Below are 17,517 nucleotides of genomic sequence, written 5' to 3'. Positions count from 1 at the left end.
CCTCCGGTGGGAGAGACGTCCATCGCGTGAACCCGCACTCCGGGGGAGTTCGGGGCCGGTGGCCGCGTCCGCTGCGGCCCGCCCGGCAGTGCTGATCCTGTCCGGCGGGGAGGTTTCGCCGGAAGGGTGGTCGGGACGGACCTGAGAATGTCGACTCGTCGGTTCGGCGAGGTTTAGCGACTGGTCAGCGGGGACGCGACAGTCCCGTAACAACCAGCTCAGGGGCCGTGGACGTTCTTCTCCAGGTGGCGGCGCGGGGGGTTGCCGGAAACCTGCGCTTCACCGGAACAGCACGAAGAACAGCGCCCTACAGCGGCCGGCGACCGTCGCGGCCCGACCGCCGCAACTCCTGTCCCACCCACTGCAGTCCGGCCAGGAACCCCTCCACCCCCGCCTGACACTGGTCGCGCCGCAGGTACCCACGCGCACTGCGCGCCACCGGAACGGCGTCGGCCGCCCCCGGCCGGGTGCTGCGCACCGGCAGGTAGGCGGCCCAGGCCCACTGACGCCCCTCGGACTGTCCGACGGAACACCGGAGCGCCGCTCTCTCGATCAGCAACTCCCGTACCGCATCGGCGAGTTCTTCCTCATTCCGGTACGTGCACACACCGACCCCCAACGGCCGCCCGTTGGCCGCGCGCAGCGCCCAGCCGAGGCAGCGGTCGGCCGCCGGGACGATCAGCAGCCGGGGACCGCGACGCTCAGCGGCCATCGGGGCGTCTCAACGACACAGCATGATCGGGCAGTTCGCGAGGCGACGGTTCGCGCGCCGGCTGCTTGGCGAGCAGGACGACGAAGCGGCGGAACGCGTTCTGGCAGGTGGCGTACCGCTCGTACGCGCGGCTGGAGCGCACTTCGGGGAGGCTGCGCGAGCCCGGGACGACCCAGATCCAGCCGATGCCGTCCCGGACGTGGGTGATGCGCGCGGTGAGTTCGGTGGCGCCGGCGCGCAGGCCGTCGAAGCCGCGCTCGGCCTCGCCGGCGGTTTCGAACGCGGCCGGGGTGATGGCGACCACCCGGCCGTTGGGCGCCTTGAGCTGCCAGCGGTAGCGCCCGTCCGGCGCCCGTTCCGCGCGGAACCCCCCTCGGCTCGTTGCTCCTGCTGCGGCCTGACCGCGGCCCGACGCGTCCACTGCTCCCCCCGTCCGGTTCCCCTCCGCGACGGGAGCAAAGCTATGTGTGCACACGGACACGCCGGAAGGGGCGTGAGTACACAACTTGCCGTGTTGGTCGGGAAGTTCTCTCCCGTTCAGCTTTCACCGCCCGTCCACGGCCCTTCCCCGAACCCTCCCCGGAGTCCTCGGCAGAGTCCTCATCGGACCCCTCATCAGAGCCGCGCGGTCCACCGCACCATGGTGCCCTTCCCGTACGGACCGGCCTCGTGCCACGCGTCGCCGCCGAGGGCCTCGGCGCGGCGGGTCAGGTTGCGCAGTCCGCTGCGCCGGCCGCCCTCGGGGATGCCGACGCCGTCGTCGGTGACGGTGAGCAGCACGCCCGGCCGTCCGCCGCGGTCCAACGACTCCGGATCACCGCTCACGGGGTGGCCCGCGTCGTCCAGGTGGACGGTGGCGTCGATCTCGACGCCGACCCGGGAGGCGCGGGCGTGCCGGGCCGTGTTGGACAGCATCTCCCGCAGGGCGGCGAGGAGTTGGCGGCCGGTCTTCTCGCCGACCAGGCTCTCCACCGGCCCGACGAAGCTCACCGAGGGCTTGAAGCCGAGCGCCGCCGCGGCCTGGCTGGCCTCGCGGAGCACGCGGGTGCGCAGGGTGTCGGGGGCGTCGCCGTGGTTGTCGTGCTGGAGCGCGTAGATGGTGGTGCGGACTTCCTGGATGGTGGCGTCCAGTTCGTCGACGGCCCTGCCGATGCCGACCTTCACCTCGGGGACGACGGACCGGCGGGCGGCGCTCTCCAGCATCATCCCGGTGGCGAACAGCCGCTGGATCACCAGGTCGTGCAGGTCGCGGGCGATCCGGTCGCGGTCCTGGAAGACGGCCAGCCGCTGCTGGTCGCGCTGGCCCTCGGCGAGCCGCAGGGCGAGGGCGGCCTGCGAGGCGAAGGTCTCGGCGAGCTGCTTCTCGGTGTCGGTGAACGGCAGGGCGCCGCGCGGGCGCCAGACGCAGAGCCCGCCGAGCACCCGGCCGGCGGCGACCATCGGGACGGCCATGGACGGGCCGAAGCTGCGGGCGAGCCGGATCACCACGGTCGGGTCGCTGGACATGTCGTCGAGGTAGACGCTCTCGCCCGCCAGCAGCCGGGCGGCGAAGCTGTCCTTGGGCAGCAGCTCGCCCCGGACGAACTCGGCGGCCTGCCCCGACGCGTGGGCCACCCGCATCTGGCCGAAGTCGTCCCCGTCCGCGGCGGTCGGCAGCAGGATCATGCCGAGCGACGCGTCCGCCAACTCCCGTACCTGCTCGGCCGCGATGGTCAGCGCGACCTCGGCCTGGTCGGTGGAGAGCAGTGCGGTGGTGACGGCGGCGGCGCCCGCGATCCAGCGTTCGCGGCGCCGGCCCTCCTCGTACAGACGGGAGTTCTCGATGGCGACGCCGGCGGCGGCGGCGAGCGCGTGCACCACCTGCTCGTCCTCGGGGGTGAAGGCGCCGCCGCCCTTCTTCTCCGTCAGATAGAGGTTGCCGAACACCTCGTCGCGGACCCGGATCGGCTCGCCGAGGAAGGTCTTCATCTGCGGGTGGTGCGGCGGGAACCCGGAGGAGCGCGGGTCGGTGCCGAGGTCGGCGAGGCGCAGCGGTTCGGGGCGGTCGATGAGGGCCCCGAGGATGCCGCGCCCGGTGGGGAGTTCGCCGATCTCGGCGGCGGTCTCGTCGTCGATGCCGACGTGGATGAAGTCGGCCAGGCCGTGCCCGCCGGGAGCGATCACGCCGAGGGCCGCGTACCGGGCGTCGACGAGTTCGGCGGCGCCGGTGGCGATCCGGTGCAGGGTGGCGTGCAGGTCCAGTCCGGCGCCGATGGAGACGACGGCCTCCAGCAGCCGTTGCATCCGGTCGGTGACGGCGGCGGCCGACTGCAGGCGTTCCGCGACCTCGGTCACCAGGGTGTCCAGGCCGAGCGAGGCGATCTCGGGCACCCGGTGAGGTGTCGGCTCGGGGGTGGCGGCGGCGAGGTCCGGCGTGGGGTCCATGAAGAAGAGCCTAGTTTGTACGGTTTTCAGCCGAAGGGTGACGCGACTGGCGAGCCGTCCCCATCGGCTCCAGCAGCCCGTCCGCCTCCCGCTCCCGCCGCCACATCGCGGGCAGCCGCCCGTCCTCGTCCGCGAGCAGCTCCGACCAGCGGCCCCGCTCGACGACCCGGCCGCCGTCCAGGACGAGGACCTCGTCGACCGTCCCGTCATCCAGCCCGGCCAGCCGGTGGGTGATCAGGACGGTGGTGCGGCCCTCGGTGGCGGCGAGCAGGTCGGCGGTGAGCGCGTCGGCGGTGGGCAGGTCGAGGTGTTCGGCGGGCTCGTCGAGGACGAGTACCGGGAAGTCGGCGAGCAGCGCCCGGGCGAGGGCGAGCCGCTGCCGCTGGCCGCCGGAGAGGCGGGCGCCGTGCTCGCCGACCATGGTGTCCAGGCCGGCCGGCAGGCCGTCCGTCCAGTCGAGCAGCCGGGCGGCGGCGAGGGCCGCGCGCAGCTCGTCCTCGCTCGCGCTCGGCCGGGCGAGGCGCAGGTTCTCCCGGAGCGAGCTGTCGAAGACGTGGGCGTCCTGCGCGCAGAGGCCGATCACCCGGCGGACGTCGTCCCCGGCGAGCGCACGACTGTCCACAGCCTGTGGACAATCGGCGGCGAGGCTGACGCTGCCCGCGCTCGGCTCCAGGAAGCGCAGCAGCGCCTGGGCGAGCGTGGTCTTGCCGGAGCCGGACGGGCCGACGACGGCGATCCGGCGCCCGGGGGTGAGGTCGAGGTCGACCCCGGCGAGCGCGTCCACCGCCTGGCCGGGGTGCCGGACGACCAGCCCGCGCACCGCGATCGGCAGCGGCTGGTCGGGCAGCGCCACCGGATCCGCGGGCTCGACGACCAGGGGCTCGGCCGACAGCACCTCGTCCAGCCGCGCCTGCGCGGCCCGGCTGCGCAGGCGGGCCTGGACGGCGAGCGGCATCCCGGTGACGGCCTCGAACGCGGCCAGCGGGGTGAGCACGACCACGGCCAGGCAGACCGGCGCCAGCGCGCCGCCGTGTATGCCCCGGAGGCCGACGGCCGCGGCGGCGGTCACGGTCAGCCCGGTGAGCAGCGCGATCAGCCCGGTGCCGAGCGCGGTGGTGGCGGCCGAGCGGGCGGCGAGCCGGGTCAGGGCGGCGTCGGCGGTGCGGACGGCGGCCAGCCGGCCGGGCAGGGCGCCGGCCACGGTGAGTTCGGCGGTGCCGGTGAAGGCGTCGACGACGGAGGTGGAGAGCCGCCCGCGCGCCGGGGCCTGCCGCCGTTCGGCGCCGGCCGACCAGCGGGCGGCCAGCGCAGGCACCAGCGCGCCCGCGAGCAGCAGCCCGAGGCCGAGGACCACGCCCGCGGCGGGCAGGAAGGCGCCCATCGCGGCGGCCGCGGCGAGCGACACCACGCCGGCGACGGCGGCGGGCAGCCGCCAGCGCAGGTAGTGGTCCTGGATCGCGTCGACGTCGGCGACCAGCCGGGAGAGCAGGTCGCCGCGCCGGAAGGCGGGCAGCCCGGCCGGGGCGAGCTCGGTGAGCCGCCGGTGGACGGCGGCGCGCAGGGTGCCGAGGGTGCGCAGCACGGCGTCGTGCGAGACCAGCCGCTCGGCGTACCGGAAGACGCTGCGGCCGATGCCGAACGCCCGGACGGAGGTGACGGCCATCATCAGGTAGAGCACCGGCGGCATCTCGGAGGCGTACGAGATGAGGTAGCCGGAGGTGGCCATCAGCGCGACGGCGCAGCCGAGGGCGAGTGCGCCGAGCAGGATCGACAGCGCCAGCCGGGGCGTGGTGGCGCCGGCGGCGGGCTCGTCCTCCACAGGCGTGACGGCCACCGGACGCCCGCTGTGCGCCAAGGGCTCGTTCGCAGCGAGGACCGGAACGGATGCCCCCGCCAGCCGGACCCGCTCGTCCGCGACGGCCAGCAGCGCGGGCCGGTGCGCGACGACCAGCACGGTGCGCGCCGGGTCCTCGGCCAGCGCCCGGACGGCGTCGACGACGGCCGCCTCGGAGGCGCCGTCCAGGTGGGCGGTCGGCTCGTCGAGCAGCACCAGCGGACGGTCGGCGGCGAGCAGCACCCGGGCGAGCGCGAGCCGCTGCCGCTGCCCGGCGGAGAGCCCGGCGCCGTCCTCCCCCAAGACGGCGTCGAGCCGTGTCACGAAATCCGCGGCGTGTGCGGACCGCAGCGCCGTCCACAGCTCCTCGTCGGTGGCCTCCGGCCGGTAGAGCCGCAGGTTCTCCGCGACCGTCCCGGCGAACAGGTGCGGGTGCTGCGGCACCCAGGCGATCTGCCGTCGCCAGGTCTGCGGGTCCAGCTCGGCCAGGTCGTACGTCCGACCGTCGGCGGCGGTGATCCGGACGGTGCCGGCGTCCGGCGCGGTGAGGCCGAGGAGGACGGCGAGCAGGGTGGACTTGCCGGCCCCGCTCGGGCCGGTGAGGGCGACGGTGGCGCCCGGACGCAGCGTCAGCGCGGCGCCGTCCAGCGCGGGCTCGGTCCGGCCGGGGTGCCGGACGACGACGTCGGAAAGAGCGACGGCCGCCCCGGCGAGCGCGGGCGCGGGCACCGTACCGGCGGCGGGCAGCGGGGTCTCCAGCACCCGGAAGATCTCGTCCGCGGCCGTCAGCCCCTCCACGCTGGAGTGGTAGAGCGCTCCGACCTGGCGGATCGGGAAGTACACCTCGGGGGCGAGGATCAGGATCAGCAACCCGGTCTCCAGGCCGAGCGAGCCGTCCACCAGCCGGAAGCCGATGGAGACCGCGACCAGCGCGACCGACAGGGTGGAGAGCAGTTCCAGCGCGAACGAGGAGATGAACGCGATCCGCAGGGTGCGCAGGGTGGCCCGGCGGTAGTCGGCGGTGATCCGGGCGATGGTGGCGGCCTGCGCCCGGGCCCGGTTGAACACCTTGAGGGTGGGCAGGCCGGCCACCACGTCGAGGAAGTGGTGCGAGAGCCGGGCGAGGGTGTCCCACTGCCGGTCCATCCGGGACTGGGTGGCCATCCCGATCAGCACCATGAACAGCGGGATCAGCGGCAGCGTCCCGGCGATGATCGCGGCCGAGGTGAGGTCGGCGCCGGCGATCCGCAGCAGCACGATCGCCGGGACGGCCACGGCGAGCGCCAACTGCGGCAGGTAGCGGGCGAAGTAGTCGTCGAGCGCGTCGATGCCGCGGGTGGCGAGGGTGGTGAGTTCGCCGGTGCGCCGGCCCGCCAGGTAGGACGGGCCGAGCGCGGTGGCGTGGTCGAGCAGCCGGCGCCGCAGGGTGGACTTCACCCGGGCGACGGACCGGTGCGCGGTGAGTTCGGTGAGCCAGCCGACCAGCCCGCGCCCGACGGCCGTCAGGGCGAGCAGCACCAGCGGGGTGGTGAGCTCGCCGAGGGTCGCCTGCCGCTGGAAGCCGCGGACGACGATCTCGGCGATCAGGCTCGCCTGGGCGACCACCAGGGCCGCGCCCGCCCCGCCGAGGAGCACGGATCCGGCGAGGAAGGCACGGGTGGTGCGGGCGTACCCGAGGAGTCGGGGGTCGACCGGCTTCACGGCGTCAGGCCTGGTCGAGCGCGCCGGCCGGGTTGTGCCCGGGGATGTGCTGGACGCCGATGCGCTTGCGGAACACCCAGTACGTCCAGCCCTGGTAGAGCAGCACGAGCGGGGTGAACACCGCGGCCACGATGGTCATCAGCTTCAGCGTGTACGGCGAGGACGCCGCGTTGCCGACGGTCAGGCTCCAGCCGTCGTTCAGGGTGGACGGCATGACGTTCGGGAAGAGCGCCAGGAAGAGCATCGCGACCGCGGCCACGACGGTCGCCCCGGAGAGGACGAACGCCCAGCCCTCGCGGCCGAGTCGGGTCGCCGCCATCGCGCCGGCCAGGGCCAGGACGGCGACCACCAGCGCGGCCAGGCTCCGGCCGTTGCCGCTGTGACCCTGGGTCCAGATCAGGAAGACCAGCGCCAGCACGGCGGTGACCGCGCCGACCCGCAGGGCCGTCGTCCGCGCCCGGTCGCGGATCCCGCCGACCGTCTTGAGCGCGGCGAACACCGCGCCGTGGAAGGTGAACAGGCTGAGCGTCACCAGGCCGCCGAGGAGGGCGTACGGGTTGAGCAGGTCCCAGAAGGTGCCGACGTAGTTCTTGTGCGCGTCGATGTCGACGCCGCGCACGATGTTGGCGAAGGCCACGCCCCACAGGAAGGCCGGGACCAGCGAGGTCCAGAAGATGGCCTCCTCCCAGTTCCGCTGCCAGCGCGCGTCGGACCGCTTGGCCCGGTACTCGAAGGCGACGCCGCGCACGATCAGGCAGACCAGGATGATCAGCAGCGGGATGTAGAAGCCGCTGAACAGGGTGGCGTACCAGTCGGGGAAGGCCGCGAAGGTGGCGCCACCGGCGGTCAGCAGCCAGACCTCGTTACCGTCCCAGACCGGGCCGATGGTGTTGATCAGCACCCGCCGCTCGGCGGTGTCGCGGGCGAGCGGCTTGGTGAGGATGCCGATCCCGAAGTCGAAGCCCTCCAGGAAGAAGTAGCCGATCCACAGGACCGCGATCAGGACGAACCAGACGTCGTGGAGTTGCATGTCAGATCCTCAGTGGTCCTCGTTGGTCCTCGTTGGTCCTCAGTAGGCGAAGGCGAGCGGCTTGTCGGCGTCGCCGTCCGCGGACGGTCCCCGCAGGGACGGGTCCTCGGCGGGGGGCTGCTCGGTCACCACCGGGCCGGCCTTGGCGTACTTGACCAGCAGCCGGACCTCGATCACGGCGAGGACCGCGTACAGCGCGGTGAAGGTGGCGAGCGCGCCGATCTGGGTGCCGACGCCCACGTTGGGGGAGACCGCACTGGCCGTGGTCATCAGGCCGAAGACGGCCCAGGGCTGGCGGCCCATCTCGGTGAACACCCAGCCGAAGCTGTTGGCGATCAGCGGGAATCCCATGGTCAGGATGCCGATCCGCCAGCTCCACTTGGTGAGGAACGGGCCGAGCTCGCGCCTAGGGGTGAGCATCAGCCGGGGCACCTCGGTCTCGCCGGTGCGGAACTCGGGGTGCAGGAACCTCTTCTTCCGCGTGGTCCAGAGGCCGATCAGGCCGGCCACGAAGGACGTCATCCCGAAGCCGATCATGAGGCGGAATCCCCAGTAGGTGACGAAGATGCTCGGGATGTAGCTCTTCGGGTCGCCGCCGTACTTGGCGGCCTCGGCCTTGGCGGTGTCGTTGATGCCGGGGACGGAGGAGCTGAAGTCGCTGTTGGCAAGGAAGGAGAGTATCCCCGGGACCTCCAGCTCCACCGAGTTGTGGCCCTTGCTGACGTCACCGACCGCGAAGATCGAGAACGGCGCCGGCGACTGGGTGTCCCACAGGGCCTCGGCGGCGGCCATCTTCATCGGCTGCTGCTGGAACATGACCTTGGCGAGCGAGTCGCCGCTGAGCGCGGTGCCTAGGCCGAAGACCACGGCGAGCACCAGGCCGAGCCGCAGCGAGGTGCGCATCACGGCGGTCTTCCTGGGGTCGGCGGTCTCCGGCCTGCGCTTGGTCTTCCAGAGGTGGAAGGAGGCGATGCCGACCATGAAGGCGGCGCCGGTGAGGAAGGCGGCGGTCAGGGTGTGCGCCACGACGGTGAGGGTGGTGTTCTGGAACAGCACCTTGGTGATGTCGGTGAGCTGCGCCTTCCCGGTGGCCGGGTCGATCGCGTAGCCGACCGGGTGCTGCATCCAGGAGTTGGCGGCCAGGATGAAGTAGGCGGAGAGCACCGTGCCCAGCGCGACCATCCAGATGCAGGCGCAGTGCAGCTTCTTCGGCAGCTTGTCCCAGCCGAAGATCCACAGACCGATGAAGGTGGACTCGAAGAAGAAGGCGATCAGCGCCTCCATCGCGAGCGGGGCACCGAATACGTCACCGACGAACCGGGAGTAGTCCGACCAGTTCATGCCGAACTGGAATTCCTGGACGATTCCCGTGACCACGCCCATCGCGATGTTGATCAGGAAAAGCTTCCCCCAGAACTTGGTGGCGTGGAAGTACTTCTCCTTGTTCGTCCGCACCCAGGCGGTCTCCAGCCCGGCCACGACGGCGGCCAGACTGATGGTGAGCGGGACGAAGAGGAAGTGGTAGACGGTCGTGATGCCGAATTGCCATCGCGCGATGGTTTCGTGAGCGATTGCCAGTTCCACGTCGTCGCCCTCTCTCCAACCGGCCCTCTTTCAGGGCACATTCCGGACTAACTTCATCTATGGCCGTAGACCGCTGCCTACCCACGCAAGCTTGCCCGCTTGTGAACGTGAACACGTTCACAAGGAGCAGTATCCATCATCCTTACAGGTGATCCACAAGCGGGGTAGGTTTGCCGGCGGCACGGTGTTGGACGAACCGGCGCTTGACACGGCGATGCCCCACACCGCCGGTGCGGGGCATCGGTCACGCTACTGCTCGGCGACTCCCGTACAGGACTGCTCAGCGACTCCCGTACGGGCGGGTGATGATCTCCATGCCGTGCCCGGCCGGGTCGAGGAAGTACAGCCCCCGGCCGCCGTGGTGGTGGTTGATCTCCCCCGGGTGTTCCATCCGCGGATCGGCGAAGTACTGGATGCCGTCCGCCTCGATCCGGGCGAAGGCCGTGTCGAACTCCTCGTCCGAGATCAGGAACGCGTAGTGCTGCGGGACGATCGACTCCGGCGGAGCGCTCACGAAGTCGAGGGTGACCCCGTTGTCGGTGGCCACCGGGACGAACGGCCCCCACGGGGTGCCGACCTCAAGCCCGAGGATCTTCGCCAGGAACTCGGCGGACTCCCGGTTGTCCCGGGCGGAAACGATGGTGTGATCGAACTGAACTGCCATGTGCGGAATGCCTCCGTAAGGCACTCACGGGCTACCTCCATGCCTCACCCAGCCGGTGACCGACACGCGATGCCGTACCTGTGATCCTAGGCCGAGATCCGCCCGGGCACCACCGCATAGATCTCCTCCGGCAGCGCCTCGCGGGCCGCCAACGGGCCTGGCAGCAGCGCCGGTTCGACTGTACGGCGGCCGGAATTCCGGGCGGGCCGATGACCGTCCGTGCCAGACTCGCCCGCATGCAGGGGATCATCACGAGAATGGCCGAACAGCTTGCCCGGGTACCGGGCGTCGTCGGGGTGGCCCTCGGCGGCAGCCGGGCGCGCGGCGAGCACCGGCCCGGATCCGACTGGGACCTCGGCGTCTACTACCGCGGCGAGCTCGACCTCGCCGCCCTGCGCGCCCTCGCCGGGCCGGACGTCGAGGTGGCCGGCCCCGGCGGCTGGGGGCCGTGGGTCAACGGCGGCGCCTGGCTCACCGTGGACGGCGACGCCGTCGACTGGATCCTGCGCGACCTCGACCGCGTCGAACGTGTCTGGGCCGACTGCCGCGAGGGCCGCTACGAGGTGGGCGTCCAGGCCGGACATCCGCTCGGGTTCTGGTCGCCTTGCTACGCGGGGGAGTTGGCGCTCGGCCGGCTGCTCGCCGACCCCACCGGCGAACTGGCCGCCCTGCAGGCGGAGATGGGGACGTACCCCGAGCCTCTCCGGACGGCTCTCCTGGGGAGCGTCTGGGAGGCCGAGTTCCTGGTCACCGGAGCCGCCAAGGGCGCCGCACGGGCCGACGTCCTCCACGTCTCGCTCTGCCTCTCGCGCGCCATCGGCATCCTGGTCCAAGCCCTGCACGCCGACGCCCGCCGCTGGTGCCTCAACGAGAAGGGCGCCCTCGCCGCCACCCCGCCCTGGTTCGCCGCCCGCGCGTCTGGGCTTCTGGCCGCCGTCGGCACCACTCCGGAGGCCCTGACGGCGACGATCACCGAAGCCCGCACACTGGTCACCGACACCCTTGCGGCGCTCAGGGCGTAGCGCCGAACGCCTTCGACCAGCGGGCGAGTTCATCGTCGTGGCCGCCCGCCGCCGTCACCTGGGCCACCTCCGCCGCCTCCGGCGGGGCGGGTTCGCGGCCGCCCCGGGTGAGCAGCGTCAGCGGCCAGCGCGGGAGCCCGTCCGCCACCCCGTCGAACGGGTGCCAGCTCCACGGACCGTCGAACCGCCAGGCCCGGCCCGCCGCGTCGGCCACCTCGTCCCCCGCCGACAGGCAGGCGTACGGGCGGAACAGCAGCTCGTAGCGGACGGGGATGCCGTCACCGGGGTTCAGGCCCTCGCCCTGGTGCTCCCGCGCGGGGTCGTGCGACTCCCCGTAGGGGAGCACCACCACCTCCAGCCGCGGCCGGGGCAGCCGGCCGGTCTCCCTCGGTGGGTCGTAGTGCTCGACGTCGATCACGTGGACGACGGTCGGCGGGATCCCCACCCGGCAGGGGTCGCCGGGGCGCAGCTGCGCGGGCGCCGGGTCGGTCCGGAACAGCCCGCCGTCCCCGTCCTGGTCGACCGGCAGGGCCACCTGGCCGTTCCACTCGTGCCCGCGCCCGAACCCCGCGACCCGCGCCTCGGTGAACGGACAGGACACCCGCAGCACGTCCCCCGCCCGGAAGCTCTCCCCCGTGACTCCTCCCCGGCGTGAACGCCGGGGCTTCTCGCTATGCCGGTTGGGCTTCGCGACGGACCAGCCCGGCCCGTAGAACGTTGAGTGCGCCCACGGTGTCAGCGTGCGCCGTGTGGCCGCAGGACTGACAGTGGAACCTCTCCTGTGTGGGCCGGTTCTCCTTCGCGGTGTGCCCGCACTCGGGGCGCGGGCAGGTGCGGGAGGTGTTGCGGGGGTCCACGGCGATCACTTCCCGTCCGGCGCTCTCAGCCTTGGCGTGCAGGATCGTCAGGAACACCCCCCAACCGGCATCATTGATCGACTTGTTCAGCCCGGCTTTGGCCGCCGCACCATTGGGCAGGAAAACGCCCGGCATCTCGGGATCGGGCTTCGGCGCGGGGGCCTTGCTCATATTGCGGATCTTGAGGTCTTCGTGCGCGATGAAGTCATGCGCCCGGACCAAGTCCAGTGCGGTCTTGTGGGCGTGGTCGAGCCGCTGACGACGCACCTTGCGGTGCAGACCGGCGACCTTGGCCACAGCCTTGCGTCGCCGGTTGCCGCGGCGCTTGCACCGGCTGAGGGCCTGCTGCGCGGCTTCGAGCTTCGCGGCAGCCTTGCGCCCGTGGCGGGGATTGGGGACGAACTCGCCGTTGGAGTCGGCGAGGAAGTTCGCTATGCCCAGGTCGATGCCGACAACGCTGCCGGTCGCAGGCAGCGGCTCAGGCTGTGCCTGCTCGGCGGTCAGCACCACATACCAGCGCTTGCCCTCGCGCTTGACGCTGACGGTCTTGATCTTGCCGGCCACCGGCCGGTGCTGGTTGACCTTGACGTGGCCGACACCCTGGAACCGCACCCGCGTCTGCGGATCGTGCGGGGTGGAGTCCCACCGGCAGCCGTCCCCGTCAGCCGGGAACTCCACCGTGTCAAACCAGTTCACGCCCCGGAACCGGGGGTAGCCGGGCATGTCACCGGACTTGACGCGGCGGAAGAACGCGGCGAACGCCTTGTCCAGACGGCGCAAGGTGGCCTGCTGGGAGGAGAACGACCAGCGGCCCTGACGCTCCGGGTCGAACGCCCGAATGTCCTTGAGCTGCGCGGACTGCTGTCCGTACTTGACGCTCGTCTTCGACGGGTGCCGGTAGGCGTCGCGGCGTTCCTGCAATGCCCCGTTATAGAGGGAGCAGTGATCCCTCAGCATCTCGCCGAGGGCTTGGGCCTGGCCCACGGTGGGCCGCATGAGGAACTTGTACGCACGGATCATCCGACCCACCCCCCTCTCCATCGGGCTGACGTGTAATCAACATGCCACACACCACAGACAATATGCACGGTCACCCCAGAGACGCAGAGACCTACGGCGCTGCGCGCCTCCGTGCCAAGGATGCGCTTCCCGCCCGGCCTGAAGGCCGGGATTCCCGCGCAAGATCAGGGGATGGGGGCTGATCCTACGGGTGGGGAGCGTGGTCCTACGGGCGGCCGAGCAGCTGGGTGCCGGCGGTGGAGGCGGCGCGGGCGGTGAAGAAGGCGGTGAAGCCCTGCAGGAACTCGTCCAGGGTGATCCGGCCGTCCCCGTCGGTGTCCAACTGGCGGAAGCCGTGCGAGATTTCGGCCGGGTGCACCCGGGGGCCGCCGAAGACCGCGCGGTACTCGTCGGCGTCCAGGTGGCCGTTGCCGTCGGTGTCGGCGGCGGCGAAGACGGCGCGCAGGGCGGGCAGCAGGCCGCCCTCCAGGTAGGCGGGGTCACGGTCGCAGCCGGCGATGGTGGCGGCCACGAACTCCTCGCGGCTCACCTGGCCGTCGCCGTTGGCGTCCATGCTCGCGCGCAGCTGCTCCCACCAGCCCTCGAACGCCGCGTGGACCCGGGCCTCGGCGGCCTCGTCGAGCTCGAGCTGCCAGCACACGTTGTGGGCCATCGCCCGCAGGTCGTGCACCGTGAGGTAGCCGTCGCCGGTCTGGTCGAGCACCTCGCGGAAGAACTGGTCCAGTCGGGGCCGGCGGGTGTCCCGCTGCGTCGGGCGCCACCGGGACGGGGGCCGCTGCTCCGGGGAGCGGTAGCGCAGGTGGTCCGGCAGGCTGCGCAGGACGGCGCCGACGCCGCGGTGCAGCAGCACGGAGAGGAGCGCGGCCCGGCGGGTGCGGACCAGCCCGAAGCGCTCCCGGACGACGGGCGGCAGGTCGGCGACCGTCAGCGCGGTCACCACCCGGGCGACCACCGCCCGCACCCCGCGCCACCCCGCGTCCCCGAGGAACCACAGCCGACGCGGCCGGGGCGCCTCGTGCAGGATGTCGTACAGCAGGTAGCGCACCGGCTCACTGAACTCCAGCTGCTCGCGCGCCACTCGGGCGAAGTAGCCGGGCAAGTCGGCGGCGGTGGGCGGGAGTTCGCCGTCAAGGTCGAATGCGGCGATCGCGTCGGTGAACTCCGCGTAGGCCTCCTCCAGTTGAGCGCCCCGGTACGGGTCACCGCCCAACTGCCGCATGGCGACGACGGCTTCGAACAGCGTCAGCAGCACCCACGCCCTGGTCGCCGGATCCTTCGCGTCGTACGCGCGGCCTTCCGCGTCCGTCCCCCGGATCCGCTTGTGCGCCCGCTCCAGCCGGGCGATCTCCCGCCGCAGCGTGTCCGCGTCCTGCTGGAACAGCCGCCGCCCGCTCCCCAGGGTGTGCTCCACCCGCCGCCACGGATGCGCGTGATACGTCGAGTGCTCGGCCATCCCCGCCGCCACCACCGGATGCGCCCCCTGCAACACCAGCAACCGCCACGCGACCAGAGCCACCCGCCACTCGGCCAAGTCCTGCCGGAACGAAACCAATTGTTCGCCTTTCAGCTCTGTGTCCGGCGCTCGCCGGTGATCTCGGGGCCGATCACGAACCCCTTGGCCGGGCCCTCCGGGATCAGGGCCTCCTCGCCGTACGGGATCCGGGCCGAGCGGTTGTAGGCCCGGCGTTCGGTGTCCGGGTCGGTGAGGATGGTCACCGCGCCACCGTGGTCGTCGTCGTCGACGATCACGTACACCGGGATGCCGGCGGTGGCGTAGGCGCGGTGCTTGATGACGTGGTCCCGGTTGCGGCCTTCGGCGCTCGGCCAGACGATCTCGACCACCAGGGCGACGCCGGAAGCGAGGACTCCGAGCCCTTCCGGGTCCGCGATCTGCTCCACGTCATCGGGCAGCACGAGGAGATCCGGCTGCACGGCCTTGCGGCCGCTGATGACCGCGTGGCCGTGTCCGGGCCCCCAGCCCGTGTCGCGCAGGTGATCGCGCAGCGCGTTCGCCAGGCTACGGCCGACCGCCGCGTGACGGGCTCCGCCGATGACCGTCAGCGTGATGCCGTCGTCATCGATCTCCACCCTGGCGTATTCCGGGACCTTGATGTGCTTCCAGGCTTCCCAGAGCCGTTCCTCAGGGCTCATCACGCTCTCCTCGGCCTCGGGGTTCATCGCCCGAACCGTTGCACAGCTGACGGCCGACGATCGGGTGATCGGCTCGCATTCACCCGATCGAGGTCAGGAGGCCGAGGTCATGGGCAGTTCGACGCGGAAGGTGGCGCCGGCGCCCGGGGCGGTGTCCAGGGTGAGGGTCCCGCCGTGCGCGCGGGTGAGGGCGGTGGCGATGGCGAGGCCGAGGCCGGCGCCGCCGCCGTCGTGGCGGCTGCGGGAGGCATCGACCCGGTAGAAGCGGTCGAAGACCTGCAGGGCCTGCTCCTCGGTGAGGCCGGGCCCGGCGTCGGCGACCTCCAGCAGGCAGACGCCGTCGGGGCCGCCGCCGACCCCGATCCGGACCGCGGTGCCGGGCGGGGTGTGCTTGACGGCGTTGCCGACCAGGTTGGTGACCACCTGGCGGAGCCGCGCCTCGTCGCCGAGGACGGGGGCCGCGCCGGGGGCGCCGGTGCCGGCCGGGCCGGTGAGCGCGACCGGGCGGGTGGGGTCGAGGGCGGTGAGGTCGTGCAGCGCGTCGGCGGCGAGGGTGCGCAGGTCCATCGGGGCGAGGTCGAGCGGGCGTTCCTCGTCGAGCCGGGCGAGCACCAGCAGGTCCTCGACCAGGGCGCCCATCCGGACGGCCTCGCTCTCGATCCGGGCCATGGTCCGGCGGACGTCCTCGTCGGTGGGCAGCGCGCCCATCCGGTACAGCTCGGTGAAGCCGCGGATGCCGGCCAGCGGGGTGCGCAGTTCGTGCGAGGCGTCGGCGACGAACCGCCGCATCCGGGCCTCGGACTCGGCGCGGGCGGCGAAGGCGGCCTCGATCTGGGTGAGCATGCCGTTGAGCGCGATGGACAGCCGTCCGACCTCGGTGCGCGGGGAGAGTCCGGGCATCCGGTGGGAGAGTTCGCCGGCGGCGATCCGGGCGGCGCCGGCCTCGATCCGGCGCAGCGGGCGCAGTCCGGTCCGGACGGCGAAGAAGCCGAGGGCGGCGATCAGGACGAGCACCGCGCCGCCGATGGCCAGGAAGGAGGTGCGGAGTTTGCCGATGGTCGCGTCGATGTCCTCGCGGGAGACGGCCACCATCACGTAGGCCGGCGTGGCGAGCGGCGAGGCGTAGGCGCTGGTGCCGGTGCCGGTGCCGGTGCCCGTGCCCGTGCCCGTGCCGGTGCCCGTGCCCGTGCCGGCTGCGGGCGTCCTCGCCGGCTGGAGCGGCAGGACGAGCACCCGCCAGGTGCGTTGCCCACGCTGGTCGGGCAGGTCGAAGGGGACGTCGGGGGCGGTGGCGGCCGGGTCGAGGCCGGCGAGTTGGGGCGCCGGGTCGCTGTCGGAGACGGGCTGGCGCATGACGGCCTGGACCTTGCCGTCGGAGGAGAGGTACTGCACCAGGTACTGGCTGGGCAGCATGGACGACTGCCCGCGCCGGCCGGCGACGACGGGCCGCCCCCCGGCGTCCGGCGGGCTGAGCCGGGCGGGGGGCCGGTGCGACATCGGCAGCCCGTAGCGCTGGAGCTGTTCGTCGATCTGCTCGACCAGTTGGACCCGGACGGTGCCGAGCACGATGGTGTCGCTGACCGCGAGCCCGGTGGTGACCAGGGCGAGCGCGAGTACGAGCAGCCGGACGCGCAGCGACAGCCGGGAGGTGAAGCGCGTGAGCACGAGTGCGGGTCAGCTCTGCGGGGGCCGGCGCAGCGCGTAGCCGATGCCGCGCACGGTGTGGATCAGCTTGGGGCCGTGGGCCGGGCCGGAGTCGAGCTTGCGGCGCACGTAGGAGATGTAGGACTCGACGATGGAGAGGTCGCCGCCGAAGTCGTAGGCCCAGACGTGGTCGAGGATCTGCGTCTTGGAGACGACCCGGCCGACGTTGGCCATCAGGTAGTGCAGCAGCTTGAACTCGGTCGGGGAGAGCGAGACCGGGATGCCGCCGCGGGTGACCTCGTGGGCGATCGGGTCGAGGCTGAGGTCGGCGACGACGAGCCGGCCGTCCTCGGCGGGGCCGCCGGCCCGGCGCAGGATGGCGCGGATCCGGGCGATCAGCTCTTCGAGGCTGAACGGCTTGGTGACGTAGTCGTCGGCGCCGGCCGCGAGGCCCTGAACCTTGTCGCCGACGCCGTCCTTGGCGGTGAGGAACAGCACCGGGAGGTGGTCGCCGGGGTGGCCGTGCGCGGGGCCGGCGATCCGGCCGCGGCTGGTCTGCTCGCGCAGCTTCTCGACGACGGTGAAACCGTCGAGGTCGGGGAGCATCACGTCGAGGACGACGAGGTCGGGGCGTTCGGCGGCGATGAGGTGGAGGGCCTCGGTGCCGGACGCGGCGGAGGCGACCCGGAAGCCGGAGAAGCGCAGGGAGGCGGAGAGCAGTTCGCGGATGTTGGGCTCGTCGTCGACGACGAGGAGGAAGGCCTCGCCCGGGCCGCCGGCCACCGCGGAGCCGCCTGGTGTGGTCACAGTGCCTTGCACGGGGGTTTCGCCTCCCGGTCGGACGATGGCGTTCAGCATGAGGCTAGCCCCCGGA

Annotated in this window: 14 protein-coding genes; 1 reads left to right on the top strand and 13 read right to left on the bottom strand. The window is 72.5% G+C overall.

Annotated elements, in window-relative coordinates; genetic code table 11:
• Positions 1–307: 307 nt before the first annotated feature.
• The 7 genes from KV557_RS33545 to KV557_RS33515 all read right to left on the bottom strand — a co-directional run bounded on the left by KV557_RS33545 (position 308) and on the right by KV557_RS33515 (position 9,949).
• Entirely contained in the window at positions 308–712 is a 405-nt protein-coding gene (locus tag KV557_RS33545; RefSeq protein ID WP_218205343.1) for a hypothetical protein, read from the bottom strand.
• On the bottom strand, positions 702–1,133 hold the full coding sequence (locus KV557_RS33540) for a hypothetical protein (protein WP_218205342.1): 432 nt from the start codon (positions 1,131–1,133) through the stop codon (positions 702–704). Before KV557_RS33540 ends, KV557_RS33545 begins: the two co-directional genes overlap by 11 nt.
• Before the next feature lie 194 nt (positions 1,134–1,327).
• Positions 1,328–3,136, bottom strand: a complete 1,809-nt coding sequence (locus KV557_RS33535; RefSeq protein WP_218205341.1) for a sensor histidine kinase — start codon at positions 3,134–3,136, stop codon at positions 1,328–1,330.
• A 10-nt stretch (positions 3,137–3,146) separates the two neighbouring features.
• Complete coding sequence (gene cydD, locus KV557_RS33530) at positions 3,147–6,671, bottom strand: thiol reductant ABC exporter subunit CydD (RefSeq protein WP_218205340.1); 3,525 nt, start codon at positions 6,669–6,671, stop codon at positions 3,147–3,149.
• A 4-nt stretch (positions 6,672–6,675) separates the two neighbouring features.
• Positions 6,676–7,701, bottom strand: a complete 1,026-nt coding sequence (cydB, locus tag KV557_RS33525) for a cytochrome d ubiquinol oxidase subunit II (RefSeq protein WP_218205339.1) — start codon at positions 7,699–7,701, stop codon at positions 6,676–6,678.
• A gap of 39 nt (positions 7,702–7,740) precedes the next feature.
• Complete coding sequence (locus KV557_RS33520; RefSeq protein WP_218205338.1) at positions 7,741–9,285, bottom strand: cytochrome ubiquinol oxidase subunit I; 1,545 nt, start codon at positions 9,283–9,285, stop codon at positions 7,741–7,743.
• A gap of 280 nt (positions 9,286–9,565) precedes the next feature.
• A complete protein-coding gene (locus KV557_RS33515) occupies positions 9,566–9,949 on the bottom strand; it encodes a VOC family protein (RefSeq protein ID WP_218205337.1) in 384 nt (127 codons plus the stop codon).
• Positions 9,950–10,185: 236 nt separating this feature from the next.
• Between KV557_RS33515 and KV557_RS33510 the strand changes: the two genes are divergently transcribed.
• Positions 10,186–10,971 (top strand): nucleotidyltransferase domain-containing protein, encoded by a 786-nt coding sequence (locus KV557_RS33510; RefSeq protein ID WP_218205336.1) that lies wholly within the window; start codon positions 10,186–10,188, stop codon positions 10,969–10,971.
• On the opposite strand, the gene KV557_RS33505 is transcribed toward KV557_RS33510, so the two are convergent.
• The 6 genes from KV557_RS33505 to KV557_RS33480 all read right to left on the bottom strand — a co-directional run bounded on the left by KV557_RS33505 (position 10,961) and on the right by KV557_RS33480 (position 17,501).
• Positions 10,961–11,572, bottom strand: coding sequence for a hypothetical protein (locus tag KV557_RS33505; RefSeq protein WP_308130198.1), 612 nt, complete (start codon positions 11,570–11,572; stop codon positions 10,961–10,963). The genes KV557_RS33510 and KV557_RS33505 overlap by 11 nt on opposite strands.
• 70 nt (positions 11,573–11,642) lie before the next feature.
• The gene (locus KV557_RS33500; RefSeq protein WP_218205334.1) at positions 11,643–12,848 is read right to left on the bottom strand and encodes an RNA-guided endonuclease InsQ/TnpB family protein; all 1,206 of its coding nucleotides are present in this window, start codon (positions 12,846–12,848) and stop codon (positions 11,643–11,645) included.
• 205 nt (positions 12,849–13,053) lie between these two features.
• Positions 13,054–14,400, bottom strand: a complete 1,347-nt coding sequence (locus KV557_RS33495) for an EF-hand domain-containing protein (RefSeq protein ID WP_256178337.1) — start codon at positions 14,398–14,400, stop codon at positions 13,054–13,056.
• A gap of 11 nt (positions 14,401–14,411) precedes the next feature.
• A complete protein-coding gene (locus KV557_RS33490; RefSeq protein WP_218205333.1) occupies positions 14,412–14,999 on the bottom strand; it encodes a Uma2 family endonuclease in 588 nt (195 codons plus the stop codon).
• 93 nt (positions 15,000–15,092) lie between these two features.
• Positions 15,093–16,664 carry a sensor histidine kinase gene (locus KV557_RS33485; RefSeq protein ID WP_308130197.1) on the bottom strand — a complete coding sequence of 524 codons (1,572 nt, stop codon included), beginning with the start codon at positions 16,662–16,664 and terminating at the stop codon, positions 15,093–15,095.
• A 9-nt stretch (positions 16,665–16,673) separates the two neighbouring features.
• Positions 16,674–17,501 (bottom strand): response regulator transcription factor, encoded by an 828-nt coding sequence (locus tag KV557_RS33480; RefSeq protein ID WP_218205332.1) that lies wholly within the window; start codon positions 17,499–17,501, stop codon positions 16,674–16,676.
• Positions 17,502–17,517: the final 16 nt, after the last annotated feature.

The sequence above is a fragment of the Kitasatospora aureofaciens genome, from assembly GCF_019192735.1.
GTDB lineage: Bacteria > Actinomycetota > Actinomycetes > Streptomycetales > Streptomycetaceae > Kitasatospora > Kitasatospora aureofaciens_A.
The sequence above is the reverse complement of the archived record's forward strand: the minus strand, read 5'-3'. Positions and strand labels throughout refer to the sequence as shown.